We start from the raw sequence: 23,860 nt of genomic DNA, 5'->3' as shown, positions 1-23,860 counted from the left end.
GGGAGCGTCCGGATCAGTCGAGGTAGCCGCGGAGTTGGTCGGCGAAGGCGTGGTCCCGCAGCCTGCTGAGGGTCTTGGACTCGATCTGGCGGATGCGTTCGCGCGTCACGCCGAAGATCCGGCCGATCTCCTCCAGGGTGCGGGGCCGCCCGTCCTCCAGGCCGTACCGCAGTTGCACGACCTTGCGCTCGCGCTCGCCGAGGGTGGAGAGCACCGCCTCCAGGTGTTCGCGCAGCAGGAGGAAGGCGGCGGACTCGACGGGCGAGGCGGCGTCGCCGTCCTCGATGAGGTCGCCGAAGGAGACGTCGTCCTCCTCGCCGACGGGGGCGTGCAGGGAGACGGGCTCCTGGGCCAGGCGGAGTATGTCGGTGACCCGCTCGGGTGTCAGGTCGAGGTCGACGGCGATGTCCTCGGCGGTCGGTTCGACGCCGCGTTCCTGGAGGAGGCGGCGCTGGACCCGCACCACGCGGTTGATCAGTTCCACGACGTGGACGGGGACGCGGATGGTGCGGGCCTGGTCGGCCAGGGCGCGGGACATGGCCTGGCGGATCCACCAGGTCGCGTACGTGGAGAACTTGTAGCCCCGGGCGTAGTCGAACTTCTCCACGGCCCGGATCAGTCCGAGGTTCCCCTCCTGGACCAGGTCGAGCATGGTCAGGCCGCGGCCGACGTAGCGCTTGGCGACGGAGACGACGAGGCGGAGGTTGGCCTCGATGAGGCGGCGTTTGGCCGTGCGGCCCATCACGACCAGCCGGTCCAGGTCGCCGGCGAGGCGGGAGTCGAGGTCCGGGGTGCCCGCGAGGCGTTCCTCGGCGAAGAGGCCGGCCTCGACGCGGCGGGCGAGTTCGACCTCCTCGGCGGCGGTGAGCAGCGGGATGCGGCCGATCTCGCGCAGATACTGCCGGAAGAGGTCGGAGGTGGCGCCGCCGGAGTCCGCCCGGTTCCGCGGCTCCGGCGGGTCGGGGAGGTGCGTGGCTTCCACCATGACTGCCTCGGGTGCGTGTCCGGGCGGGCCGGCGGTGGTCTCCGGGTGGTGCAGGGACCTGCTCTGCGCCGGGATGGCCGCGATGGTCTCGGTCGTGGTCGTCACGGTCCGGGTCTGCACGGGGGCGACCTCCAGGTGATCGCTGCCGGATGACAGGGGGGTGGAGGCCGGTCCGGCCCCGAGATGCTCCCCTGCGGGCCGGCGTGCTCCGATGACTCAGACATTCCCCAGTGTGGGGTACGACACACGACTGTCACGAGGGGCGTGCGGGGACTTTCTGGTTCCGGTCCGTCACCGGGCGGTTACCGGCCCGGTGGATCGGTGGGGCCTCACAGCGCGGCGGCGCCGTGGGCGCGCAGGGTCTGGGCGTACTGCTGGAGGACCCAGACCTCGTTCTGCGCGGCGGCCAGGTCCTGGGGGGCCACGTGGCTGCCGAGGCGGACGAGGCTGCCCTGGACGTCGTCGATGCGGCGGTCCACGGCGCGCAGCCGGACGTGGACGAGCTGCATGCCCGCGTACGTCTCGTCGATGATCCGGCCGTGGAAGACCTCGACGGCGAGCTCGGTGACGAGGTTGCGGACGGTGTTGTCGGGGGCGGCGTCCATGACGGCGACCAGATACTCGCGGTTGTCGGCGATCCCCTGTTCGGCGCCGCCGGCCTCCTCGATGCACTGGCGCACGGCGGCGTAGGGCGGGGCGGTGAACTCGTCCACGCCGTAGGCGTCGAAGGCCGGGGAGACCAGGGCGGGCTTCTGGAGGGCGAGTTTGAGCAGTTCGCGTTCGGTGCGGTGGGCGGGGCTGCGGAGGTTGAGCGCGGGGCCGGAGAAGCCGGGGGCGGGCGCGGGCGCGGGCTGCTGCGGGGCGCCGCCGCGCGAGCCCCGGCCCTGGGGTCCGCCCCGGCCGCCGCGGTCCCCGTGGTCGCCGCCCTTGCTGCGGGCCCAGTGGGCGAGCTGGGCGACGCGGTGGACGACGAACTCCTGGTCGAGGATGCCGACGAGTCCGGCGAGCTGGACGGCCACCTCGCGCTGCACACTGCTCGTCTTGATCTTGGCGACGACGGCGGCGGCCTCGTCGAGGGCGGCGGCGCGGCCGGCCGGGGTCTCCAGGTCGTACCGGCCGACGATCTGGCGCAGGGCGAACTCGAAGAGCGGGGTGCGCGGCTCGACCAGGTCGCGCACGGAGTCGTCGCCCTTGGCGAGCCGCAGGTCGCAGGGGTCCATGCCGTCCGGGGCGATGGCGATGTAGGTCTCGGCGGCGAACTTCTGGTCGTCCTCGAAGGCGCGCAGGGCGGCCTTCTGGCCGGCCGCGTCGCCGTCGAAGGTGAAGATGACGCGGGCGCTGCCGTTGTCCATGAGGAGGCGGCGCAGGATCTTGATGTGGTCGTTGCCGAAGGCGGTGCCGCAGGTGGCGATGGCGGTGGTGACCCCGGCGAGGTGGCAGGCCATGACGTCGGTGTAGCCCTCGACGACGACGGCGCGGCTGGCCTTGGCGATGTCCTTCTTGGCCAGGTCGATGCCGTACAGCACCTGGGACTTCTTGTAGATCGGGGTCTCGGGGGTGTTCAGGTACTTCGGGCCGTTGTCGTCGTCGCGGAGCTTGCGGGCGCCGAAGCCGACGATGTCGCCCGCGGTGTCGCTGATGGGCCACATGAGCCGGCCGCGGAAGCGGTCGATGGGGCCGCGCCGGCCGTCCTGGGAGAGGCCGGAGGTGATCAGCTCCTTGTCGCTGAAGCCCTTGCCGCGCAGATAGCGGGTGAGGTGGTCCCAGCCGGCCGGGCTGTAGCCGACGCGGAAGTGGGCGGCGGCGTCCTGGTCGAAGCCGCGCTCGGCGAGGAACGCGCGGCCGATCTCGGCCTCGGGGCTCTCCAGCGCGCGGACGTAGAACTCGGCGGCGGCCTGGTGGGCCTCGATCAGCCGGATGCGTTCGCCGCGCTGGTGGGAGGGGTTGTAGCCGCCCTCCTCGTAGCGCAGGGTGATGCCCGCCTTGGCGGCGAGGCGCTCGACCGTCTCCGAGAAGGAGAGGTGGTCGATCTTCATCACGAAGGCGATCGTGTCGCCGCCCTCCTGGCAGCCGAAGCAGTGGAACAGGCCCTTGCCGGGGCTGACCTGGAAGGAGGGGGACTTCTCGTCGTGGAAGGGGCAGAGGCCCTTGAGATTCCCGCCGCCCGCGTTGCGCAGCTGGAGGTACTCGGACACGACGGCGTCGATCGGGACCGCGTCCCGTACCGCCTTCACGTCGTCGTCATTGATCCTGCCCGCCACGTGTGAAGTCTACGGGTGGGCTCGGACAGCCCGGGCCCCGGAGGGCGGGCGGCCGGGGTGCGGGCGGCGTGGCCCGTGCCCCGGCCGTACGTCTCAGAGCAGGGAGTCCAGCGGGACCGTCGGGTCGGCGAGGGCCTCCGGGTCGTGCTGCCGGCGTGCGCGGATGAGCTCCTGGATCGTTTCGGTGACGTCCCACACATTGACGTTCATCCCGGCGAGGACGCGGCGGTCCTTCAGCCAGAACGCGATGAACTCCCGCTTCCCGGCGTCGCCCCGGATGATCACCTCGTCGTAGGAGCCGGGCGGGGCCCAGCCGGAGTATTCGAGGCCCAGGTCGTACTGGTCGGAGAAGAAGTACGGGACGCGGTCGTAACTCACGTCCTGGCCGAGCATGGCGCGGGCGGCGGCCGGTCCGCCGTTCAGGGCGTTGGCCCAGTGCTCGACGCGCAGCCGGGTGCCGAGCAGCGGGTGGGCGGCGGCGGCGACGTCCCCGGCGGCGTAGATGTGCGGGTCGGAGGTGCGCAGGGAGGCGTCCACGGCGATGCCGCCGCCGCGGGCGCGGTCGGCCATCTCCAGCCCGGCGGCCTCGGCGAGGGCGGAGCGCGGGGCGGCGCCGATCGCGGCGAGCACGTCGTGGGCCGGGTGCTCCTCGCCGTCGTCGGTGCGGACGGCGAACACCATGCCGTCCTGGCCGGTGATCTCGGTGAGGCGGGCGCCGAAGTGGAAGCGGACGCCGTGCGAGCTGTGCAGCTCGGTGAAGATCTGGCCCAGCTCGGGGCCGATGACCTGGTGCAGCGGGGTGGGCTCGGCCTCGACGACGGTGACCTCGGCGCCGTAGCCGCGGGCGGCGGCGGCGACCTCCAGGCCGATCCAGCCGGCTCCGGCGATGACCAGGTGGCCGTTGTCGCGGCCGAGGGCCGCGAGCACGTTGCGCAGCCGGTCGGCGTGGGCGAGGCGGCGCAGGTGGTGGACGCCGGCCAGGTCGGTGCCGGGGACGTCCAGGCGGCGCGGTTCGGAGCCGGTGGCCAGGAGCAGCTTGTCGTAGTGGATGACGGTGTTGTCGCCGAGCTGCACGGTCCTGGCGTACCGGTCGAGCGCGGTGACCGGCTGGCCGAGGTGGAGTTCGATGTCGGCGCCCGCGTACCAGGCGCGTTCGTGGGTGAAGACGCTGTCGCGCTCGGCCTTGCCGTCCAGGTAGCCCTTGGAGAGCGGCGGCCGTTCGTAGGGGTGGTCGCGCTCGTCGCCGATGAGGATCACCCGGCCGGTGAACCCTTCGGCGCGCAGTGTCTCGGCCGCCTTCGCCCCTGCGAGTCCTGCTCCGACGATGACGAACGTCTGGTGTGCGTCGACCACTTGATGCCTCCTCAGTGCTGTGCTGCGCGGCGCCCCCAGCTGCGAGCGTCCCGCACGCAGCGTGATGGCGAAAGAGGGTGTGCCCCGGACAGGTCACACCCAGTGGTCAGATGTCCGGCCCCTTCCAGTCTGCCGGTCAGCCGCGGCGGGCGGTGAGCGCGGCGTGCAGGGATCGTGCGGAGGCGTCGGTGAGGGCGGCGATCTGGTCGACGAGGACCCGCTTGCGGGCGTGGTCGTCGGGCGCCTGGTCGAACAGGGCGCGGAAGTGCGGTTCCAGGCCTTCGGGGGCGCGGGCGGTGAGGGCGGCGGCCAGTTCGGCGATGACGACGCGCTGGTCGGCGCGGATGGCCTCCTGCTCGGCGCGCTGCATGACGTACCGGTCGGCGACCGCCTTGAGCACCGCGCACTCGTGGCGCACCGCGCGCGGGACGACCAGTTCGGCGCCGTACCGGCCGAGGCGGCCGGGGCCGTACACCGCGCGGGTGGCGGTCTCGGCCTCGGTGCAGAAGCGGCCGATGAGCTGGCTGGTGGCGTCCTTCAGGCGGGCCTGGGCGACGGCGGAGCCGTCGTAGCCGTGCGGCCACCAGTCCTGGTCGATCAGCCGGTCCAGGGCCTCCGACAGCTCCTGGGGGTCGGTGCCCGCGGGGACGTAGCGGCCGATGGCGACCGCCCAGATCTCCTCGCGCTCCGGCTCGGCGTAGAGGCAGTTGGGGTCGATGTGCCCGGCGTGCAGCCCGTCCTCGAAGTCGTGGACGCTGTAGGCCACGTCGTCGGACCAGTCCATGACCTGGGCCTCGAAGCAGGTGCGGTCCTCGGGGGCTCCCTCGCGGGCCCAGGCGAAGACCGGGAGGTCGTCGGCGTACACCCCGAACTTCACCGAGTGCGGGTCGGTGGGGTGGGCGCCGCGCGGCCAGGGGTATTTGGTGGCGGCGTCGAGGGCGGCCCGGGTGAGGTTGAGGCCGACGCTGACCAGCTCGCCGGTGCGCGGGTCGTGGACGAAGCGCTTGGGCTCCAGGCGGGTCAGCAGGCGCAGCGACTGGGCGTTGCCCTCGAAGCCGCCGCAGTCGGAGGCGAAGTCGTTGAGGGCCTGTTCGCCGTTGTGGCCGAACGGCGGGTGGCCCATGTCGTGCGAGAGGCAGGCCGTCTCCACCAGGTCGGGGTCGCAGCCGAGGACCGCGCCGAGCTCGCGGCCGACCTGGGCGCACTCCAGGGAGTGGGTGAGCCGGGTGCGGGGGCTGGCGTCCCACTGGTGGGAGCGGGTGCCGGGGGTGACGACCTGGGTCTTCCCGGCGAGCCTGCGGAGGGCGGCGGAGTGCAGGACCCGGGCGCGGTCCCGCTGGAAGGCGGTGCGGCCGGGCCGCTTGTCCTCCTCGGTGTCGAAGCGCTCGGTGTCGGCGGGGCCGTAGGGGCTCGCGCCCGTACCGCTCGGTGCGCTTCGTGCGCCGTGCGTGCCGTGTGCCGGTTCTGCCCCGTGTGCGCCCTGTGTGCCGTCCATGGTCCCGACAGTAGCGACCTGGACGGACAGCGGGCGTGAGCGGGCCGGGATGTCAGGCGGAAGCGAGCAAGCTCACGGCGTCGGCGGAGGCCGGGCCGCCCAGGGGGGCGGACCGCGCCCGGTCGTAGCGGTGCAGGACGAGGCGGGCCATCGCCGGGTGGGCGCCGAGCGGGCCGGCCGCCCGGTGCGGTACGGCGTCGGCGCAGGTGCTCGCGAAGCGGCCGGGGGCGGTGAAGTACGAGGCGACGAAGGTCCGGTGGCGGCCCCGGGCGGCGAGCGCGCGCAGGGCGGCCGGGACGGTGGGCGTGGCGGCGGAGGCGTACGCGGGGACGACGGGCACGCCGAGGCGTTCGCCGAGCACGCGGGCGGTGTGCCGGGTGTCCCGGGCGGAGTCGGGGTCGCGGGATCCGGCGGCGGCGAGGACCACGGCGGCGTGGCGGCCGTCCTGGTCGGCGACGTCCCAGCCGGCCTCGACGAGCCGCCCGTACAGCGCCTCGACGAGCAGGGGGTGGGGGCCCAGCGGCGCGGCGATCCGGGTGCGTACGCCGGGGGCGGCTGCCGTCGCCGCGGGCAGGTCGTGCTTGACGTGGTGGCCGCGCCCCAGGAGCAGCGGTACGAGGACGGCGTCGGCCCCGCGCAGCCCGTCCAGGGTGTCCGGGAGCAGCGGCGCGTTCAGCTCGATGTGGCCGAGCCGGACGTCGAGGCCGGGGCGCAGGTCGCGCACCCGGTCGAGGAGGGCCAGCACGGTGCGCAGGGCCTCCGGGTCGCGGCTGCCGTGCGCCACGGCGACCAGGGACGGGGCGGCGGCGGCTCCGCGCCGCCCCGTCGCGGGGCGGTCGGAGTGCCGGGTGCGGCGGACGGGCCCGCCGGCGCCGATGCGGGGGGCGAGGCCGAGCCGGTCGGTGACACGGGCGGACAGGTGCGCGGTGCCGTCGCCCGCCGCCGCCGGCGGCCGGTGGGGCTGTTCGAGGGGCTGCTCCGTCATGGACCGATGGTGCCGGGCGGAGGTTGCCGGGCCGTTGCGCGCGGGGTCACGGGCGTTTTCCACCGCCTCACGGTGGGGGCGGGGACGGTGTGCGTACGGCGGGCGCGGTCCGCTCCCTCGGCGGTGTCGGACGCCACAAACCGGGGCGTCCGGCGAACCTTTGCGTCATCCCGGTCGTCAGGTGGGGTGGGGGCGGGTGGCGCGGACGCGCGACGGACAGAGGAACGACAGGGGGGTTCTGGTGCGCGGAGAGAACGGCGGGAACGGGGCGGCGCGGGAGAGACCGGCCCCGCGCGGGCGGTGGCCGAAGGGGCTCCGGCTGTCGCCGCGGTCCGCCGGGCGGCAGTCGGCACGGCCCGACGACCCGCTGTCGCCGGGCCGGTTCGCCCTGCGGCTGCCGGAGCGGTTGCGCCTGCGGGCGCCGGGGCGGTTCGCCCTGCGGCTGCCGCGCACCCGGCGGGTGCAACGGCGGCTGGTGCAGGGGGTGGTGGCCGCCTGTGTGCTGGCCCTGGTGCCCGCGACCTGGATGCGTCTTGAGGCCGGCGACCGGGTGGGCACGACGGCCGAGGCCCCGGCGCGGGAGGTCGCCGTGGTGTTCGGCGCCGGGCTGTGGAAGGGCCGGCCCACCCCGTACCTCGCGCACCGGCTGGACGCGGCGGCCGAGCTGTACCGCACGGGGAAGGTGAAGGTCGTCCTGGTCACGGGGGACAACAGCCGGGTGGAGTACGACGAGCCGGACGCGATGCGCACCTATCTCACCGGGCGCGGGGTGCCGGACGAGCGGATCGTGAGCGACTACGCCGGTTTCGACTCCTGGGACTCCTGCGTCCGGGCCAAGAAGATCTTCGGGGTCGACCGGGCGGTGCTGGTGAGCCAGGGCTTCCACATCCACCGGGCGGTCACCCTGTGCCGGTCGGCCGGGATCGACGCGTACGGCGTCGGGGTCGACGAGCCGCGGGACGCCACCTGGTACTACGGCGGCGCCCGGGAGCTGGCGGCCTCGGGCAAGGCCGCGCTGGACGCCCTGCTCCGGCCCGACCCGCGTTTCCTGGGGCCGGAGGAGCGGGGCGTGAGCGAGGCGCTGGCGGCGGGGACGCGCTGAACGGGCCCGCCCCGAGCGCGGAACCCGTCGCCCGGCACGCGCCCGGCGGGTGAGCCCGGCGGCAGTATGGCGACAGGGCCTAGGAGCCGCCCGGCGCGCGTCCGGTGGTCCACCGCCCCTCGGGGATGAGGACGCCGCCGGTCCGCAGCGAGCGGGTGACGGCGGTCGCGGCGAGGTAGACCCAGGCCCGCACGGGCGCTCCGGGCTGCCCCGCCGCTGCGGACTCCCCGGCCTCCCGGGGCGCTAGATGCTCCCCCGGCCCGGACTCCCTGGGCGCTAGAGGCTCCCCCGGCTCCGCCGGCTCCGCCGCCCCCCGCGCCGGCAGCTCGACCTCGCGGACGACCCGTTCGTACAGGTTGCGCGGGTGGCCGGGGCCGAGGTACTCCTCCAGATGGTCCAGCAGCCCGAGCAGTTCCCCGTACACCCCGGGCGCGGCGACGAGCAGCATGCCGTGGACGCGGCCGTGGCCCTCGATGGCGTACGGGTAGCCGGGGCCTTCGTAGAGGAGGGCCCTGGGCAGCACGGCCGGCCGCTCCCCCGCCGTGCGGCCCCGGAGGAACAGGTCGTGGTTGGGTTCGCCCGGCAGCAGCGTCCCGTACACGAAGAAGGGCAGTTCGGCGGCGCCGGGGCCACCGCCCGGGTCGGAGGTGGTCATGACCGCCGCCGTCACAGGGCTGCCGGAGGGGCCGTCTCCGCCGTCACCCAGCCGAGGTAGCGGGCACTGCCCCGGACCACCGGCAGGGCGATGATCTCCGGCGTGTCGTAGTCGTGCTCCCGCTGGATGTGCTCCTCCAGTTCGTCGTAGCGTTCCGCCGTCGTCTTGAAGACCACCTGCCACTCCTCGGTCGTCTCGATGGCGTTGCGCCACCGGTAGACGGAGGTGACGGGGGCGGAGATCTGCGCGCAGGCCGCCAGCCTGGCCTCCACCGCCGACCGGGCCAGGGCGTCGGCCTTGTCCTCGCTGTCGGTCGTGGTCAGTACGGTCAGCCATGCCGGCGGCGCTGTCATCGTCGGTCTCCTCGGAGTACGGCGGGCTCCTCGCCCGTGGGCCTTCGATGCGATTGTCGGCCCACGGCGGGTCAGGCGCCGTACGGACGGAGATTCCGGGCGTCGCGCAGGGCGGTGCCCCACCACACCAGTTGGTCCAGCAGGGTCTTGGCCGCCGCGTCGGCGGGCTCCGGGTCCAGATGGCGCCCCTCGTCGTCGAAGAGGGCGCCGGCGTTGTGGAAGGACACGGTGTCGCGGACGGTGACGGCGTGCAGTTCGGCGAAGACCTGCCGGAGCTGTTCGACGGCCCGCAGCCCGCCGGAGATGCCGCCGTAGCCGACGAAGGCGACGGGTTTGGCCTGCCATTCGGCGCTGTGCCAGTCGATGAGCGTTTTCAGCGGTGCGGGGAACGAGTGGTTGTACTCGGGGGTGAGGACGACGAAGGCGTCGGCCGCCGCGAGCCGGGCGGAGACCGCGCCGAGCCGGGCCGCCTCCTCGGGCCGGGGGCTGAAGGTGATCGCGGTCGGCAGATCGGCCTCGGCGACGTCGATCAGGTCGGTCGCGATGCCGGGGTGCTTCGCCGCGCGGGCCAGGAACCAGTCGGCGACGACGGGGCCGAAGCGGCCGTCCCGGTTGCTGCCGAGGATGACGGCCACCTTGAGGGGGGCGGTCTCGGCTGCGGGCAGGGTGGATGACGTGGATACGGCTGTGATGTCCATGACGTCGAGCTTTCTCCCTCAACCATGGTTGAGGTCAAGCGCGCACGGTCGGAGCCGCCCGGGTCGGCCCGGGCCAGGCCGGCCCCCGGGCCGGGCGGCCCCCGGGCCGGTAGGACCCGCCCCCGGGCGCCCGGGCGGCCCGCCTACGGTGGCCGCATGACGACGCACCGACCGGACACGCCCCTCCCCCACATCGAGTTCGACGGCCGCCCGGCCACCGAGGAGGACCTGCGGATTCCCGTGCTGTACGGCTACGGCCACTTCACCGCCCTGCAGGTGCGGGACGGCAGGGTGCGGGGCCTCGGCCTCCATCTCGCCCGGCTGGACGCCGCGAACCGGGAACTGTTCGACCTGCCGCTCGACGGCGACCGGGTGCGGGAGCTGATCCGGCACGCCCTGGACGGGGCGGGGCTGCGCGACGCCTCGGTGCGGGTGAACGGCTATCTGCCGCCCGGCGCGAGCCGCACGACCCTGATGGTGACGGTCCGGGAGCCCGCCGCGCGGCCGGCCGGGGCGCGGGCTCTGATGTCGGTGCCGTACGCGCGCACGGCACCGCACATCAAGCGGCCGGGCGAGTTCGGACAGACGTACTACGGGATCCTGGCGGGACGGGCGGGGTTCGACGAGGCGTTGCTGACCGCGCCGGGCGGCGTGGTGACCGAGGGCGCGATCACCAACATCGGCTTCTGGGACGGCGGTTCGGTGGTGTGGCCCGACGCGCCGGCGCTCGCCGGCATCACGATGACACTGCTGGAGCAGGAGCTGGAGCGGGCCGGACGGCCGTCGGAGCGGCGCCCGGTGACACTGGAGGGCCCGGACGGGGTGGGCCGCTATCCCGCCGCCTTCGTCTGCAACTCGCAGGGCCTCGCCCCGGTGCGACGGATCGACGACACCGCGTTCGCCGTCGACGACGAGCTGATGAGGGAGTTGGGCGCGGTGTACGACGGCGCCCCGGAGGACACCGTGTGAGACTCCCCGCACGGGAGGACGGGACGACGGCTGCGACTGTGGCGGACCATGGGGGCATGCAGATCCATATCGAGGCGTCGGCCCTCCCCGGGCGCGACTGCGGACCGGACAGCGACTTCCCCGGCTACGCGAACATCCACGTCGGCGTCCAGCGCAAGGACCGGCCGGGCGAACTGCTCGACCCGCACCCCGGGGACGCCCCCTCCGCCTCGTGGGTGCTCGACTGCACGGCCAGGGCGACGGCGGACGGGATCGAGGTGTCGGGGCCGTACGTCCAGAACCGGCTGGGCGGCCGGTTCGTCTACCTGTCGTGGGGCACGGTGGACGAAGCCGGGGTCTTCACCATGTTCCGCCGCGCCAAACTGATGTTCGACGACATCGACCCGGCCGTCCTCGAAGCCGCCGCCCGCACCGGGCACCTCACCGGGCGGCTCGGGCTGACCGACCCCAAGGGGCAACCCCTGTGCGCCCGGGTGCGTCCGCCGCACATCACCTGGAGCGCCACGGGCGAAGCAGACAGGGCCTAGTTCCTGCATTGATCACGAGCGTCGCTAACGCCGATCGGGCTCGATCAGGCCGAAGGATCGAGAGGCCGCAGGGCCGAGGGGACGGCAGCTTCCGGGCTTCGGGGGCCGCCGGAGGCGGATCCGACACCGCCCCCTCCGGTTCAAGGGGGGGGTGAACCGAAGAGGGCGGGTGCCGTGGGGGGCGGGGATCCGTCCCGTGGGGGTGTCATACGTGTGCCCGGGGCCCACGAGGTCATTCATGTGACCTACATCACACTCCACCTCCACGCCTCACCCGATCGGCACCCGGACCGCCAGCACGGACCGAACGGCCCAGCCGCACCGCCACGACCTGCGGTGATCCATTCCGGCAAGAGTGCCGCGCCGGTCCGTACGGGTGAAAGCTGACCCCGCGTCAGAAGGCGTGGCGGGCCCGGCCCCCGTTGGCTCGGGGCAGGACACACCCGCTCGCGCCGTCTGCCCGGAGGATCCCCATGCGCAGTCCTGCCCGCCTCGTGACCGGCACCGTGGGTGCCGCGTTCACCGTCATCGCGTTCGGTCTCACCGCCGCCGCTCCGTCCGCGTACGCGGGCGACTTCGGCCGGCTGGAGATCACCCCGTCGACCGCGGCACCCGGTGCCACTGTCACCGTGAACACCACCGCCTGCGGCAAGAAGGGCTCGGGCATCGGCGACGCGAACTCCCTGGACGCCGGGGACTTCGAGATGCGCCCCGGCACCCACAAGGAGGTCGTGGTCGGCACGTTCACCGTGCCGCACGACACCCGGCCCGGCACCTACGAGATCATCGTCTCCTGCGACAACGGCAAGGACGCGGTCGGCGATCTGGAAGTGATCGGCGGCGGCAAGCACGAGAAGCCCATCCACGACCGCCCGTCCGGCCATGTGCGGACCGGGGTCGGCGGCAGCGTCGAACCGAACTCCACGCAGGTCGCGCTCGGCGTCGGCGTGATCGGCCTGGCCGCCGTCGGCGGACTGTGGCTGCTGCGCCGCCGCACCGAGGGCGCCGGCGGAAGCTGAGACCCCGCCCGCTCCGCAGGTGCTGACGGAAGCTGAGCCCCCGCTTCCCCCCTGACCGGGCGGGGCGCGTCCCCGAGCGCGTCCCGCCCGCCCCGGACCACGACCGAGGACGACGCCGTGTCACCGAGCGCGCAGAAGGCCAAGGGCTGGCTGGTGGGCATCGCCGTGCTGTGCGGCATCTGGCTCGTCCAGAACGGCCCCGGCGGCCAGCTGATCCCGCCGCAGCCCTCCAGCGCCCAGGCCTTCGCCGCCGGGCCCCAGCTCCAGCCCGGCTCCCCGGTCGCCGAGCCGATGAACCCCTCCGAGCCGGTCCGCATCCGCATCCCGAGCATCGAGGTCGACGCGCCGATGACCGGGCTGGGCCTGGCCGCCGACGGCAGCCTCGACGTACCGCCGGACGAGGACCCCAACCTCGCGGGCTGGTACGAGGGCGGCGTCCCGCCCGGCGCGCGCGGCACCGCGATCGTCGCCGGGCACGTGGACAACGCGGACGGCCCGTCCGTCTTCTACGCCCTGGGCGCCCTGACCAAGGGGACCCGGGTCGAGGTGGACCGCAGGGACCGGCGCACGGCCGTGTTCTCGATCGACGCCATCGAGGTCTACGACAACGACGACTTCCCCGACCAGCGGGTCTATGGCGACTCGCCGCACGCGTCGCTCCGGCTGATCACCTGCGGCGGCGGCTTCTCGAAGGAGACCGGCTACCAGGGCAACGTGGTGGCGTACGCACACCTCACCGAGGTGCGCTGAGAGCCCCTGTCGCCCTCACGCGTTCCACTGGTCGAAGCCCAACTTGGCGACCAGCGAGAACACCACGGTCAGCAGTACCGCCCGGACGAAGCCGCTGCCCCGGCTCAGCGCCATCCTGGCCCCGATCATCCCGCCCGCCAGGTTGAAGACCGCCATCACGGCCGCGAGCTGCCACAGCACGGTGCCCTGGTACGCGAACATGGCCAGCGCCCCCGCGTTGGTGCACACGTTGACGATCTTCGCGGTGGCCGACGCGGTCACCAGGTCCAGGTGGAGCACGGCGCTCAGGGCCAGCACCAGGAAGGTGCCGGTGCCCGGCCCGAACAGCCCGTCGTAGAAGCCGATCCCGCCGCCGACCAGCACGATCGCCGTGACGATCCGGGACCGGGCCATCGGCCGTGCGGCGCCGTCGTCGGCCGGGGCCGTGCCGAAGGACGGGCGCAGCAGCACGAAGGCCGCGACCCCCAGCAGCACGACCATGATCACCGGGCGGAGCACCTCGCTGCTGATCCCGGCGGCGAAGAACGCCCCGGCCATCGACCCGGCGAGCGCCATCAGCCCGACCCGCACCGCGAGTCCCACCCGTACCGGGGCTTTGCGCAGGAAGGTGACGGCCGCGCCCGAGGTGCCCACGATCGCGACGGCCTTGTTGGTGCCGAGCACATGGGCCGCCGGGACGTTCGGCAGGCCGAGCAGCAGTGCGGGCAGGAGCAGCAGTCCGCCGCCGCCCACCACCGCGTCGATCCAGCCCGCGGCGGCAGCGGCGAGGCAGAGGAGCACCAGCGTGGTCAGGGTTATGTCAGGCACGACCCGACATTAGACGCCTGTCGCCGGGCCTCTTCCGCCTGCCCCTTCCTCCTGGCTCCGGCCCTTCCTCCCGGGCCTCACAGGGCCCCCGCGCCGTCGCTGAGCGCAAGGTTCCGCCCGGGAAACAGGCGGGATGCGGCCGGGTAACACCTGCCGCACACGCTCGGGGCATGAGGACAACCGACGGAGGCCACTGAGATGCCGGAGCCCACGTTCGACCCGAGCGCCACCACGGCCGCCGCCCGGGAAGCCACCCGGAACGCCCACGCGCACAGCGCCGTTCCGACCATCGTGGTCGTCGGGCACGGCATGGTCGGCCAGCGGTTCCTGGAGGCCCTCGCCGACCGCGGGCTGACCCCGGCGGCCGGCGCCGCCCGCGTGGTCGTGCTCTGCGAGGAGCCCCGCCCCGCCTACGACCGGGTGCGGCTCACCTCGTACTTCGCCGGTCAGAGCCCCGAGGACCTCTCCCTGGTGGAGGCGGACTTCATGGACCGGCACGGCATCGAGCTGCACCTCGGCGACCCGGCGACGGGCGTCGACCGGGCGGGGCGGACGGTGACGGCGCGGTCCGGGGCGGTGTTCGCCTACGACACGCTGGTGCTGGCGACGGGGTCGTACCCCTTCGTGCCGCCGGTGCCGGGGAAGGGCGCCCGGGGCTGCTTCGTCTACCGGACCATCGAGGACCTGCTCGCGATCGAGGAGTACGCGAAGGGCGCGGCCACCGGTGCGGTGGTCGGCGGGGGGCTGCTCGGTCTGGAGGCGGCCGGGGCGCTGAAGGGGCTCGGGCTCGCCACCCATGTGGTGGAGTTCGCTCCCCGCCTGATGCCGGTCCAGGTGGACGAGGGCGGGGGCGCGGCGCTGCTGCGGACGGTCCAGGACCTGGGGCTGACCGTGCACACGGGGGTCGCCACGCAGGAGGTCACCGTGGGCGGGGACGGGGCGGTGACGGGGATGGCGCTCTCCGACGGGTCCTCGCTCGCCGTCGATCTGGTGGTCTTCTCGGCGGGCGTGCGGCCCCGGGACCAGTTGGCCCGGGAGTGCGGCCTCGCGGTCGGGGAGCGTGGCGGGATCGTCGTGGACGAGGAGTGCCGGACGTCGGACCCGGCGGTGTTCGCGATCGGCGAGTGCGCGCTGGCCGCCGACGGCCGGGTGTACGGGCTGGTCGCGCCGGGCTACGAGATGGCGCGGGCGGCGGCCGAGGTGATCGCGGGCGGCCGGTCCGCGTTCACGGGGGCGGACCTGTCGACGAAGCTGAAGCTGCTCGGGGTGGACGTGGCCTCGTTCGGCGACGCGCACGGGAGCGCCGAGGGGGCGCTCGACGTCGTGTACTCCGACGCCCGGGCGGGGGTCTACAAGAAGCTGGTGATCGGCCGGGACGGGACGCTGCTGGGCGGGGTGCTGGTCGGGGACGCGGACCAGTACGGCACGCTGCGGCCGATGACGGGCGCGGTGCTGCCGGTCGCCCCCGAGCAGCTGGTGCTGCCGGCCGGGTCGGGCGGCGGGCCGGTGGCGCTCGGCCCCTCCGCGCTGCCGGACGAGGCGGTGATCTGCTCCTGCCACAACGTGACCAAGGGCGCGATCTGCGAGCACACCGCGCTGCCCGAGGTGAAGAAGTGCACCAAGGCCGGCACGGGCTGCGGCAGTTGCCTGAAGGTGATCGGGCAGCTGATGCCGCCGCCGGCGGACGCGGGGCTGTGCGGCTGCTTCCCGTACAGCCGCAGCGAGCTGTACGAGATCGTCCGCACCCTGGAGGTCACCTCGTTCGCGGAGTTGCTCGACTCGCACGGCCGCGAGGAGGCGCGCGGCGGGGACGGGTGTGAGGTCTGCAAGCCGACGGTCGGCTCGGTCATCGCCTCGCTGGCGCCCACGGTCGGCGCGAGCGGCTATGTGCTGGACGGTGAACAGGCGGCGCTCCAGGACACCAACGACCACTTCCTGGCCAACCTCCAGCGCAACGGGTCGTACTCGGTCGTGCCGCGCATCCCGGGCGGTGAGATCACCCCGGAGAAGCTCATCGTCATCGGCGAGGTGGCCCGCGACTTCGGCCTCTACACGAAGATCACCGGCGGCCAGCGCATCGACCTCTTCGGCGCCCGGGTCGACCAGCTCCCCCTGATCTGGACCCGTCTCGTGGACGCGGGCTTCGAGTCGGGGCACGCGTACGGGAAGTCGCTGCGCACGGTCAAGTCCTGTGTGGGGCGGACCTGGTGCCGCTACGGCGTGCAGGACTCGGTGAGGATGGCGATCGGCCTGGAGCTGCGCTACCGGGGTCTGCGCTCCCCGCACAAGCTGAAGTCGGCGGTCTCCGGGTGCGCCCGCGAGTGCGCGGAGGCCCGGGGCAAGGACTTCGGGATCATCGCCACCGCCCAGGGCTGGAATCTGTACGTCGGCGGGAACGGCGGGGCCACGCCGCGCCACGCGGACCTGCTGGCCCAGGATCTCTCGGATGCCGAACTGGTGCGGCTGATCGACCGGTTCCTGATGTTCTACATCCGCACCGCCGACCGGCTGGAGCGCACCTCGGCCTGGCTGGAGCGGATCGACGGCGGCCTGGAGCACGTCCGGGACGTGGTGGTCCACGACTCGCTGGGGCTCTGCGAGGAGTTGGAGCGGCTGATGGCCGACCACGTGGCCGGCTACCGCGACGAGTGGGCGGAGACCATCAACGACCCGGACCGGCTGCGGCGCTTCGTCACCTTCGTCAACGCCCCCGACGCCCCCGACCCCTCGGTGAGGTTCGTTCCGGAGCGGGACCAGATCAAGCCGGATCTGGAGTTGCTCGCGGGACCCGTGCTCGCCGTCCGCACCCTCGAAGGGACCGCGTCCTGATGACCACCGCGACGTTCACGACAGGGCGGGGCACCGGTACCGGACGCGTCCGGCTCGCCCACGGGGAGGACTGGCTGTCGGTCTGCGACCGGGCCCTGCTGACCCCCGGGCGGGGGGTGGCGGTGCTGCTGCCGGACGGGGACCAGGCGGCCGTCTTCACGGACCGGGCGGGCCGGGTGTACGCGATCGGCAACCGGGACCCGTTCACCGGGGCGTACGTCCTCTCGCGCGGCCTGCTCGGCTCGGCGGGCGGGCGGCCGTTCGTGGCCTCGCCGCTGCTGAAGCAGCGCTTCGACCTGGCGACGGGCGTGTGCCTGGACGACGAGGGGGCGGCGGTGCCGGTGTTCGCCGTACGGGCGGACTGACGGGCCTCGGGGTGCGGGGCGCGGGGCACGGCCCGTACAACTCCTCCGCCGACCGTTCACCCAGGCTTGACGCTCCGTCAACTCCGGTCTCCTACAGTCCTGACGCGCGACCCGCCGACCCGTCCGGGGCGGCGGGCCCACACTCATCCGTGGAGTGATCGTGGAACGTCGGACCTTCTTGCGCACCGCGGTGATCGGCAGCTCGGCGGCCGCCTTCGGCGGCACGCTGTGGCGGGGCGCCGCCTTCGCCGACCCGGCCCAGCCGGCCCCCGGCCCGTACGGCGCGCTCCAGGCGGCCAACGGCAACGGCATCCAGTTGCCCAGCGGCTTCACCAGCCGCATCGTCGCCCGCTCCGGGCAGACCGTGCCCGGCACCTCCTACCGCTGGCACAGCGCACCCGACGGCGGGGCTACGTACGCCGACGGCTCGGGCTGGATCTACGTCTCCAACGCCGAGGTGTCCCCGAGCAGCGGGGGCGGCGCGAGCGCGGTGCGGTTCGACTCCTCGGGGACGGTGACCGCCGCGTACCGGATCCTGGGCGACACGAACAACAACTGCGCGGGCGGCGCGACCCCGTGGAAGACCTGGCTGTCCTGCGAGGAGGTCACCCGGGGGTACGTCTACGAGACCGACCCGTGGGGCGTGAACGCGGCGGTGCGGCGCCCGGCGATGGGCCGCTTCAAGCACGAGGCCGCGGCGGCCGACCCGGACCACGGCTACGTCTATCTCACCGAGGACGAGAGCGACGGCCGCTTCTACCGCTTCCGGCCCACGACCTGGGGGAATCTGTCGAGCGGTACGTTGCAGGTGCTGGTCGCGGGTTCCGGCACCTCCGGACCGGTGAGCTGGGCGAACGTACCGGATCCGGCTGCCTCCTCCACCCAGACCCGGCACCAGGTGTCCGGGGCGAAGGTGTTCAACGGCGGCGAGGGCTGCTTCTACGCGGCGGGCACCTGCTGGTTCACCACCAAGGGCGACAACCGGGTGTGGGCGTACGACGCCACCACCTCGTCGATCTCGCTCGCCTACGACGACTCGCTGGTGACGGGCGGCTCCGCCCCGCTGACCGGGGTGGACAACGTCACCCGGTCGGCTTCCGGCGACCTCTACATCGCGGAGGACGGCGGGAACATGGAGATCTGCCTGATCACGCCGGACGACACGGTGGCCCCGTTCCTGCGGATCACCGGCCAGTCCGGCTCGGAGATCACCGGTCCCGCGTTCTCCCCGGACGGCAGCCGCCTCTACTTCTCCTCGCAGCGCGGGACGAGCGGCAGCTCATCCGGCGGCATCACGTACGAGGTGAAGGGGCCGTTCCGCGGCTGACGCGGACGCCCGCGTGCGCCGGGGCTCCCCCGTGCCCCCGGCGCACGCCCTTGCGGGCCGGACCGCTCAGCCCTGGGCGGCGGCCTCGTCCATCCACATGACCTCCCAGATGTGGTGGTCGGGGTCCTGGAACGAGCGGCCGTACATGAAGCCCATGTCCTGCGTCTCGCCCGCGGGGAACCCGCCCGAGGCCAGCGCCGCGTCGGCGATCTCGTCGACCTTCTCGCGGCTGTCGGCGCTGAGGGCCAGGATGACCTCGGTCGCCTTCGACGCGTCGACGACGTCCTTCTTGGTGAAGTCCTTGAAGCGCTCCTCCGTCATCAGCATGGCGAAGATCGTGTCGCTGATGACCAGACACGCGGTCCTGTCGTCGCTGAACGCCGGGTTGGTCGTGAAGCCGAGCTTCCCGAAGAAACCCACGGTCGTCTCCAGGTCCTTCACCGGCAGGTTCACGAAGATCATCTGAGCCATGGTCGTTTCCTCTTCCTCTGTCCCGTGGCGCCCGCGGTGGTCCGTCCGGCGCTGTCGATGGTTGAGACGGCGGGGCCGCGCGGAACTCATCGGCGTACGGCAGAAGATTTGCACGGCCCACTGACAACGGCCCTCGGACAGCGGCTCTCGGACAGGGGTCTTTCGGGTCCGCGGGGGCCACTCCGTCGGGGCCGCCGGGACCACGCGGACCCGTCAGGCTCCGCCGGGCAGGGCGAGCGGGGCGCCGCCGCGCAGCAGGGAGCCGCCGAGCGGGGTCAGTGTGTGCAGGACCGAGCTGCCGTGGCGCAGCGTCAGGACCAGGCCCGCCTCGCGCAGCACGGAGGCGTGCTGGCTCGCGGAGGCCAGCGACACTCCGGCCCGGCGGGCCAGTTCGCTGGTGGTGCAGCCGCTGCCGATGGAGGAGAGGACGGCGGAGCGGGTGTGTCCGACGAGCCGGCCGAGCCAGGGCCCCGGCTCGGCGAAGACCGGGGCTCCGGGGTTGGCCACCGGGTAGACGAGCACCGGTGGGAGCGACGGGTCGCGGTAGACCACGGGAGTGCCCCGGCAGAAGAAGGACGGCTGGAGCAGCAGCCCGCGCCCGTCCAGGTGGAGGTCGCGGTCGAACGGGTAGTCCGCCTCCAGTACGGGCGAACGCCACCGGATCATCGGCGGCAGCGCGGCCAGGAGCCCGTCCGTCCCGCCGTCCAGCAGGGCCCGGCCGCGGACGGCCCGGTCCGCCTCGATGCTGGCCCGGATGTGCGGCCAGTAGGGCTCCACGGCCGCGCGGTGGTAGCTGCGGAGGGCTCCGATGAGCCGGGCGAGCGGCTCGGCACGGCCCTCCATGAGTGCGGCGGGCAGCGCCGCGCTCGCTCTCCCCGCTCCGGGGTCCCCCTGACGCGGGCCGGCGGAGAGGCCGGCCCGCTGCCGTATCCGCCCGGCCGCCAGCAGCTCCAGCTCCGCGTGGACCCGGTCGGCGGGGGTGTCGCGCAGCGCCTCCATTCCGACGTCGAGCCCGAAAGGTTCGGCGCCCTCCTGGGAGGGCGTCAGGAAATCCGGGAAATAGCCGCGGGGCGGGACGACCGCCGCCAGCAGCTGTGCTTCACCATTCAACCGCGCCCGGGATTCCGAACGCCATTTACCGAACACCGTCGAAGCGCGCCGGTCCCTGATCCGGTGAAAACTGAGAATGGTTTCCCAGAGCGCGTCCGGCCTCGTGGCCATCCGCACCCGCGAAAGGTCCAGCCTGGACACATGGATACGCAGCACTACTCCCCCACCTGTTGCATCCGCAATTGCCCCCACCAAAGGGTATGCGGACCGTCACAGGAGGTCACCACGGGGTTTCGGCCAGAAGTGAAAGGTCTCGCCCCGCTCCGCTCCACCCGAAAAGCTGTACGGCGTCGGGTACGCATCCGGTGCCCACCGGATGAGCACGTGAAGGCCGTGGGGGGCTTTGTGTGTTCGGCGGCGGTGGGCGACGGTGCGGCTCCGTACCCGACGGGGGTAAGCCGGGTGCGGTCCATGGGTGGGGATCCATGGACCGCACCCCGGTCCCCGGCCGGTCACCCGAATTTCTTTGCGCATTAAACGACGCAATGTGCTCTGCGCCACATTCCTCGCGCGGCATTCGGTGCACGGTTCTGACGACTTCCCGGTATCGCCGGTCATTTCCGCACACGCCACTTGCGTACCGTCGGGCACATCCGGTCAGCAGGTGGGCCCCGTCAGCCGGTCACGTCCGGTCGGCCGTCGCACGGCGGTGGGCCGGTGGGCCCGGTCAGCCGGTCACGTCCGGTCGTCGGCGCACGGCGAAGCGGCGGCACCCCCGCACAGGGTGCCGCCGCTTCTCGGCGGGGCCTTCGAGGCCCTGGTCGGTGGGCAGGGCTGTTCGTGCAGCCCTGCCCAGGAGGCCGGAGGCTGTTCGCGCAGCCCCGACCGGTGGGTCCGGGCCGTCCCTGCGGCCCCGACCCGGTGAGTCCGGGTCAGCGGCTGTCACTGCCCCGGGACTCGGCTGCGGCCCGGCCGGCCTCAAGACGGGCGACCGGGATCCGGAACGGCGAGCAGGACACGTAGTCCAGGCCCACCTCGTGGAAGAAGTGCACGGACTCGGGGTCGCCGCCGTGCTCGCCGCAGACACCGAGCTTGAGGTCCGGGCGGGTGGCCCGGCCTGCCTCGGCGGCGCTGCGGACCAGCGCGCCGACGCCGTCCTTGTCGATCGTCTCGAACGGGGAGACCCCGAAGATGCCCTTCTCCAGGTACGCGGTGAAGAACGAGGCCTCCACGTCGTCGCGGGAGAAGCCCCACACCGTCTGCGTCAGGTCGTTCGTGCCGAAGGAGAAGAACTGCGCGGCCTCGGCGATCTGGCCCGCCGTCAGCGCGGCGCGCGGCAGCTCGATCATGGTGCCGATGGTCAGCTTGAGGTCGGTGCCGGTGGCCGCCTGGACCTCCTCGATGACCCGGTCGGCCTCCTCGCGGACGATCTCCAGCTCCTGGACCGTCCCGACGAGCGGGATCATGATCTCGGCGCGCGGGTCGCCCTTGGCGTTCTTGCGGTGGGCGGCGGCCTCGGCGATGGCCCGCACCTGCATGGCGAACAGGCCGGGGATGACGAGGCCCAGGCGCACGCCGCGCAGGCCCAGCATCGGGTTCTGCTCGTGCAGCTTGTGCACGGCCTGGAGGAGCCGCAGGTCGTTCTCGTTGGCGTCCTTGCGGGACTCGGCGAGCGCGACGCGCACCGACAGTTCGGTGATGTCCGGCAGGAACTCGTGCAGCGGCGGGTCCAGCAGCCGTACGGTGACCGGCAGTCCGTCCATCGACTCGAACAGCTCGATGAAGTCGGCCTTCTGGAGCGGGAGCAGCGCGGCCAGCGCGCTCTCGCGCTCGTCGTCGGTGTCCGCGAGGATCAGCTTCTCGACCATCTCGCGGCGCTCGCCGAGGAACATGTGCTCGGTGCGGCACAGGCCGATGCCCTGGGCGCCGAAGCGACGGGCGCGCAGGGCGTCCTCGGCGTTGTCGGCGTTGGCCCGCACGCGCAGCCGGCGCACCCGGTCCGCGTACGCCATGATCCGGTGCACGGCGGCGACCAGTTCGTCGGCGTCGTCGGCCCCGGCGTGCATCCGGCCCTCGAAGTACTCGACGACCGGGGACGGCACGACGGGCACCTCGCCCCGGTAGACCTTTCCGGTGGAGCCGTCGATCGAGACGAGGTCGCCCTCCTCGATCACGATGCCGCCGACCGTCATCCGGCGGCGCTTGGTGTCGACCTCCAGGTCCTCGGCGCCGCAGACACAGGTCTTGCCCATGCCGCGCGCCACGACCGCCGCGTGCGAGGTCTTGCCGCCGCGCGAGGTGAGGATGCCCTCGGCGGCGATCATGCCTTCGAGGTCGTCGGGGTTGGTCTCGCGGCGGATCAGGATGACCTTCTCGCCGGAGCGGGACCACTTGATCGCGGTGTACGAGTCGAAGACGGCCTTGCCGACGGCGGCGCCCGGGGACGCGGCGATGCCCCGGCCGAGCAGCTCGGTCTTCGCCTCGTCGTCGAAGCGCGGGAACATCAGCTGGGCGAGCTGGGCGCCGTTGACGCGCTGGAGGGCCTCGGCCTCGTCGATCAGGCCCTGGTCCACGAGCTGGGTGGCGATGCGGAAGGCGGCGCCGGCGGTGCGCTTGCCGACCCGGGTCTGGAGCATCCAGAGCCGGCCGCGCTCGATGGTGAACTCGATGTCGCAGAGGTCCTTGTAGTGGTTCTCCAGGGTCTCCATGATCTGCATGAGCTGGTCGTACGACTTCTTGTCGATCGACTCCAGGTCGGCGAGCGGCACCGTGTTGCGGATACCGGCGACGACGTCCTCGCCCTGCGCGTTCTGGAGGTAGTCGCCGTAGACGCCCTGGTGGCCGCTGGCCGGGTCGCGGGTGAAGGCGACGCCGGTACCGGAGTCGGGGCCCAGGTTGCCGAAGACCATCGAGCAGACGTTGACGGCCGTGCCGAGGTCGCCGGGGATGCGCTCCTGGCGGCGGTAGAGCTTGGCCCGGTCGGTGTTCCACGAGTCGAAGACCGCGTTTATGGCCAGGTCCATCTGCTCGCGGGCGTCCTGCGGGAACGCGCGTCCGGCCTCGGACTCGACGATCTTCTTGAACTGCTTGACGAGCTTCTTGAGGTCGGCGGCGGCGAGGTCGGTGTCGACCGTGACGTTCTTGGCGTGCTTGGCCGCCTCCAGCGCCTCCTCGAAGAGGTCGCCGTCGACCCCGAGGACGGTCTTGCCGAACATCTGGATGAGCCGGCGGTAGGAGTCCCAGGCGAAGCGCTCGTCGCCCGACTGGGTGGCGAGACCGGCCACCGAGTCGTCGGAGAGGCCGATGTTCAGGACCGTGTCCATCATGCCCGGCATGGAGAACTTGGCGCCGGAGCGGACGGAGACCAGCAGCGGGTCGTCGGTCTGGCCGAGCCGCTTGCCCATGCGCTCCTCCAGCGCCTGGAGGTGCGCACTCACCTCGTCGCGCAGGGCGGTCGGCGCGTCGCCGCTGTCCAGGTAGACCTTGCAGGCCTCGGTGGTGATCGTGAAGCCCGGAGGGACGGGCAACCCGAGGTTGGTCATCTCGGCGAGGTTCGCACCCTTGCCGCCCAGAAGATCCTTCAGATCCTTGTTGCCCTCGGTGAAGTCGTAGACGAACTTCTGGGGATCTTTGTTTTCCGACACGGGTCTCGACTCCTCGAGGACGCGGTGGCTGCCCTGACGGCGAGGAACATACCCAGATCGAAGGTGGATGGGTACGTCCACTTGGTCGTCATACGGCCGCAACCACCCGTCCGCCAGCAGATCGAAAGGCTCGCCCGGCCGAAGCATCTGACGCTCCGCCTTCACCTCCTGAATGCGGCATGGCCGAAACTTGACCCCACACGCTCACATGAGCG

Annotated in this window: 20 protein-coding genes; 8 read left to right on the top strand and 12 right to left on the bottom strand. The window is 72.9% G+C overall.

Annotated features, from left to right (window positions below; translation table 11 throughout):
- Positions 1-13 precede the first annotated feature (13 nt).
- From DTB53_RS28675 to DTB53_RS28655, 5 genes are all read right to left on the bottom strand, one after another.
- On the bottom strand, positions 14-1,105 hold the full coding sequence (locus DTB53_RS28675) for an RNA polymerase sigma factor (RefSeq protein ID WP_003969331.1): 1,092 nt from the start codon (positions 1,103-1,105) through the stop codon (positions 14-16).
- 209 nt (positions 1,106-1,314) lie between these two features.
- Positions 1,315-3,246 (bottom strand): DNA primase, encoded by a 1,932-nt coding sequence (gene dnaG, locus DTB53_RS28670; RefSeq protein ID WP_012381060.1) that lies wholly within the window; start codon positions 3,244-3,246, stop codon positions 1,315-1,317.
- A 93-nt stretch (positions 3,247-3,339) separates the two neighbouring features.
- Positions 3,340-4,599 carry an NAD(P)/FAD-dependent oxidoreductase gene (locus DTB53_RS28665; protein ID WP_003969329.1) on the bottom strand — a complete coding sequence of 420 codons (1,260 nt, stop codon included), beginning with the start codon at positions 4,597-4,599 and terminating at the stop codon, positions 3,340-3,342.
- 136 nt (positions 4,600-4,735) lie between these two features.
- Positions 4,736-6,094, bottom strand: a complete 1,359-nt coding sequence (locus DTB53_RS28660) for a deoxyguanosinetriphosphate triphosphohydrolase (RefSeq protein ID WP_069455867.1) — start codon at positions 6,092-6,094, stop codon at positions 4,736-4,738.
- 52 nt (positions 6,095-6,146) lie between these two features.
- The gene (locus DTB53_RS28655; protein WP_012381058.1) at positions 6,147-7,079 is read right to left on the bottom strand and encodes a sirohydrochlorin chelatase; all 933 of its coding nucleotides are present in this window, start codon (positions 7,077-7,079) and stop codon (positions 6,147-6,149) included.
- Between the two features lie 241 nt (positions 7,080-7,320).
- On the opposite strand from DTB53_RS28655, the gene DTB53_RS28650 reads away from it, so the two are divergent.
- Positions 7,321-8,181: a SanA/YdcF family protein gene (locus DTB53_RS28650; protein ID WP_012381057.1), complete on the top strand. Its 861-nt coding sequence runs from the start codon at positions 7,321-7,323 to the stop codon at positions 8,179-8,181.
- Between the two features lie 79 nt (positions 8,182-8,260).
- On the opposite strand, the gene DTB53_RS28645 is transcribed toward DTB53_RS28650, so the two are convergent.
- From DTB53_RS28645 to DTB53_RS28635, 3 genes are all read right to left on the bottom strand, one after another.
- On the bottom strand, positions 8,261-8,836 hold the full coding sequence (locus DTB53_RS28645; RefSeq protein WP_042498778.1) for a gamma-glutamylcyclotransferase family protein: 576 nt from the start codon (positions 8,834-8,836) through the stop codon (positions 8,261-8,263).
- An 11-nt stretch (positions 8,837-8,847) separates the two neighbouring features.
- Positions 8,848-9,189 (bottom strand): divalent-cation tolerance protein CutA, encoded by a 342-nt coding sequence (cutA, locus tag DTB53_RS28640; protein WP_003969324.1) that lies wholly within the window; start codon positions 9,187-9,189, stop codon positions 8,848-8,850.
- 71 nt (positions 9,190-9,260) lie between these two features.
- Positions 9,261-9,887, bottom strand: coding sequence for an NADPH-dependent FMN reductase (locus tag DTB53_RS28635; protein ID WP_012381055.1), 627 nt, complete (start codon positions 9,885-9,887; stop codon positions 9,261-9,263).
- Between the two features lie 156 nt (positions 9,888-10,043).
- Here DTB53_RS28635 and DTB53_RS28630 point away from each other — a divergent pair, with 156 nt between their 5' ends.
- From DTB53_RS28630 to DTB53_RS28615, 4 genes are all read left to right on the top strand, one after another.
- On the top strand, positions 10,044-10,856 hold the full coding sequence (locus tag DTB53_RS28630) for an aminotransferase class IV family protein (RefSeq protein WP_012381054.1): 813 nt from the start codon (positions 10,044-10,046) through the stop codon (positions 10,854-10,856).
- Positions 10,857-10,912: 56 nt separating this feature from the next.
- A complete protein-coding gene (locus tag DTB53_RS28625; protein ID WP_042497239.1) occupies positions 10,913-11,383 on the top strand; it encodes a DUF5990 family protein in 471 nt (156 codons plus the stop codon).
- 473 nt (positions 11,384-11,856) lie between these two features.
- Complete coding sequence (locus DTB53_RS28620) at positions 11,857-12,402, top strand: GVDTG sorting domain-containing protein (RefSeq protein WP_003969320.1); 546 nt, start codon at positions 11,857-11,859, stop codon at positions 12,400-12,402.
- Between the two features lie 117 nt (positions 12,403-12,519).
- The gene (locus DTB53_RS28615) at positions 12,520-13,152 is read left to right on the top strand and encodes a class F sortase (protein WP_012381052.1); all 633 of its coding nucleotides are present in this window, start codon (positions 12,520-12,522) and stop codon (positions 13,150-13,152) included.
- Positions 13,153-13,167: 15 nt separating this feature from the next.
- Here the strand turns inward: DTB53_RS28615 and DTB53_RS28610 are convergent, their stop codons facing one another.
- Positions 13,168-13,959 carry a TSUP family transporter gene (locus DTB53_RS28610; RefSeq protein ID WP_012381051.1) on the bottom strand — a complete coding sequence of 264 codons (792 nt, stop codon included), beginning with the start codon at positions 13,957-13,959 and terminating at the stop codon, positions 13,168-13,170.
- Positions 13,960-14,157: 198 nt separating this feature from the next.
- Here DTB53_RS28610 and nirB point away from each other — a divergent pair, with 198 nt between their 5' ends.
- From nirB to DTB53_RS28595, 3 genes are all read left to right on the top strand, one after another.
- Positions 14,158-16,788 (top strand): nitrite reductase large subunit NirB, encoded by a 2,631-nt coding sequence (gene nirB, locus DTB53_RS28605; protein ID WP_012381050.1) that lies wholly within the window; start codon positions 14,158-14,160, stop codon positions 16,786-16,788.
- Positions 16,788-17,153, top strand: coding sequence for a nitrite reductase small subunit NirD (nirD, locus tag DTB53_RS28600; protein WP_012381049.1), 366 nt, complete (start codon positions 16,788-16,790; stop codon positions 17,151-17,153). Before nirB ends, nirD begins: the two co-directional genes overlap by 1 nt.
- Positions 17,154-17,313: 160 nt before the next feature.
- Positions 17,314-18,480, top strand: coding sequence for an alkaline phosphatase PhoX (locus DTB53_RS28595; protein WP_003969315.1), 1,167 nt, complete (start codon positions 17,314-17,316; stop codon positions 18,478-18,480).
- A 66-nt stretch (positions 18,481-18,546) separates the two neighbouring features.
- Here the strand turns inward: DTB53_RS28595 and DTB53_RS28590 are convergent, their stop codons facing one another.
- From DTB53_RS28590 to ppdK, 3 genes are all read right to left on the bottom strand, one after another.
- On the bottom strand, positions 18,547-18,951 hold the full coding sequence (locus DTB53_RS28590) for a VOC family protein (protein WP_042497236.1): 405 nt from the start codon (positions 18,949-18,951) through the stop codon (positions 18,547-18,549).
- Between the two features lie 213 nt (positions 18,952-19,164).
- Entirely contained in the window at positions 19,165-20,217 is a 1,053-nt protein-coding gene (locus DTB53_RS28585) for an ArsR/SmtB family transcription factor (protein ID WP_003969313.1), read from the bottom strand.
- A gap of 716 nt (positions 20,218-20,933) precedes the next feature.
- Positions 20,934-23,645, bottom strand: coding sequence for a pyruvate, phosphate dikinase (gene ppdK / locus DTB53_RS28580; protein ID WP_003969312.1), 2,712 nt, complete (start codon positions 23,643-23,645; stop codon positions 20,934-20,936).
- Positions 23,646-23,860 lie beyond the last annotated feature (215 nt).

It is taken from the genome of Streptomyces griseus (assembly GCF_900460065.1).
Taxonomy (GTDB): Bacteria; Actinomycetota; Actinomycetes; order Streptomycetales; family Streptomycetaceae; genus Streptomyces; species Streptomyces griseus.
The sequence above is the reverse complement of the archived record's forward strand: the minus strand, read 5'-3'. Positions and strand labels throughout refer to the sequence as shown.

Excerpts from the sequence above, each read along its gene's own strand:
- DTB53_RS28630 (WP_012381054.1), top strand. The coding sequence starts at position 10,044 with ATGACGACGCACCGACCGGACACGCCCCTCCCCCACATCGAGTTCGAC.
- cutA (WP_003969324.1), bottom strand. The coding sequence starts at position 9,189 with ATGACAGCGCCGCCGGCATGGCTGACCGTACTGACCACGACCGACAGC.
- DTB53_RS28590 (WP_042497236.1), bottom strand. The coding sequence starts at position 18,951 with ATGGCTCAGATGATCTTCGTGAACCTGCCGGTGAAGGACCTGGAGACG.
- nirB (WP_012381050.1), top strand. The coding sequence starts at position 14,158 with ATGCCGGAGCCCACGTTCGACCCGAGCGCCACCACGGCCGCCGCCCGG.
- DTB53_RS28655 (WP_012381058.1), bottom strand. The coding sequence starts at position 7,079 with ATGACGGAGCAGCCCCTCGAACAGCCCCACCGGCCGCCGGCGGCGGCG.
- nirD (WP_012381049.1), top strand. The coding sequence starts at position 16,788 with ATGACCACCGCGACGTTCACGACAGGGCGGGGCACCGGTACCGGACGC.
- DTB53_RS28620 (WP_003969320.1), top strand. The coding sequence starts at position 11,857 with ATGCGCAGTCCTGCCCGCCTCGTGACCGGCACCGTGGGTGCCGCGTTC.
- DTB53_RS28635 (WP_012381055.1), bottom strand. The coding sequence starts at position 9,887 with ATGGACATCACAGCCGTATCCACGTCATCCACCCTGCCCGCAGCCGAG.
- DTB53_RS28645 (WP_042498778.1), bottom strand. The coding sequence starts at position 8,836 with ATGACCACCTCCGACCCGGGCGGTGGCCCCGGCGCCGCCGAACTGCCC.
- DTB53_RS28625 (WP_042497239.1), top strand. The coding sequence starts at position 10,913 with ATGCAGATCCATATCGAGGCGTCGGCCCTCCCCGGGCGCGACTGCGGA.
- DTB53_RS28660 (WP_069455867.1), bottom strand. The coding sequence starts at position 6,094 with ATGGACGGCACACAGGGCGCACACGGGGCAGAACCGGCACACGGCACG.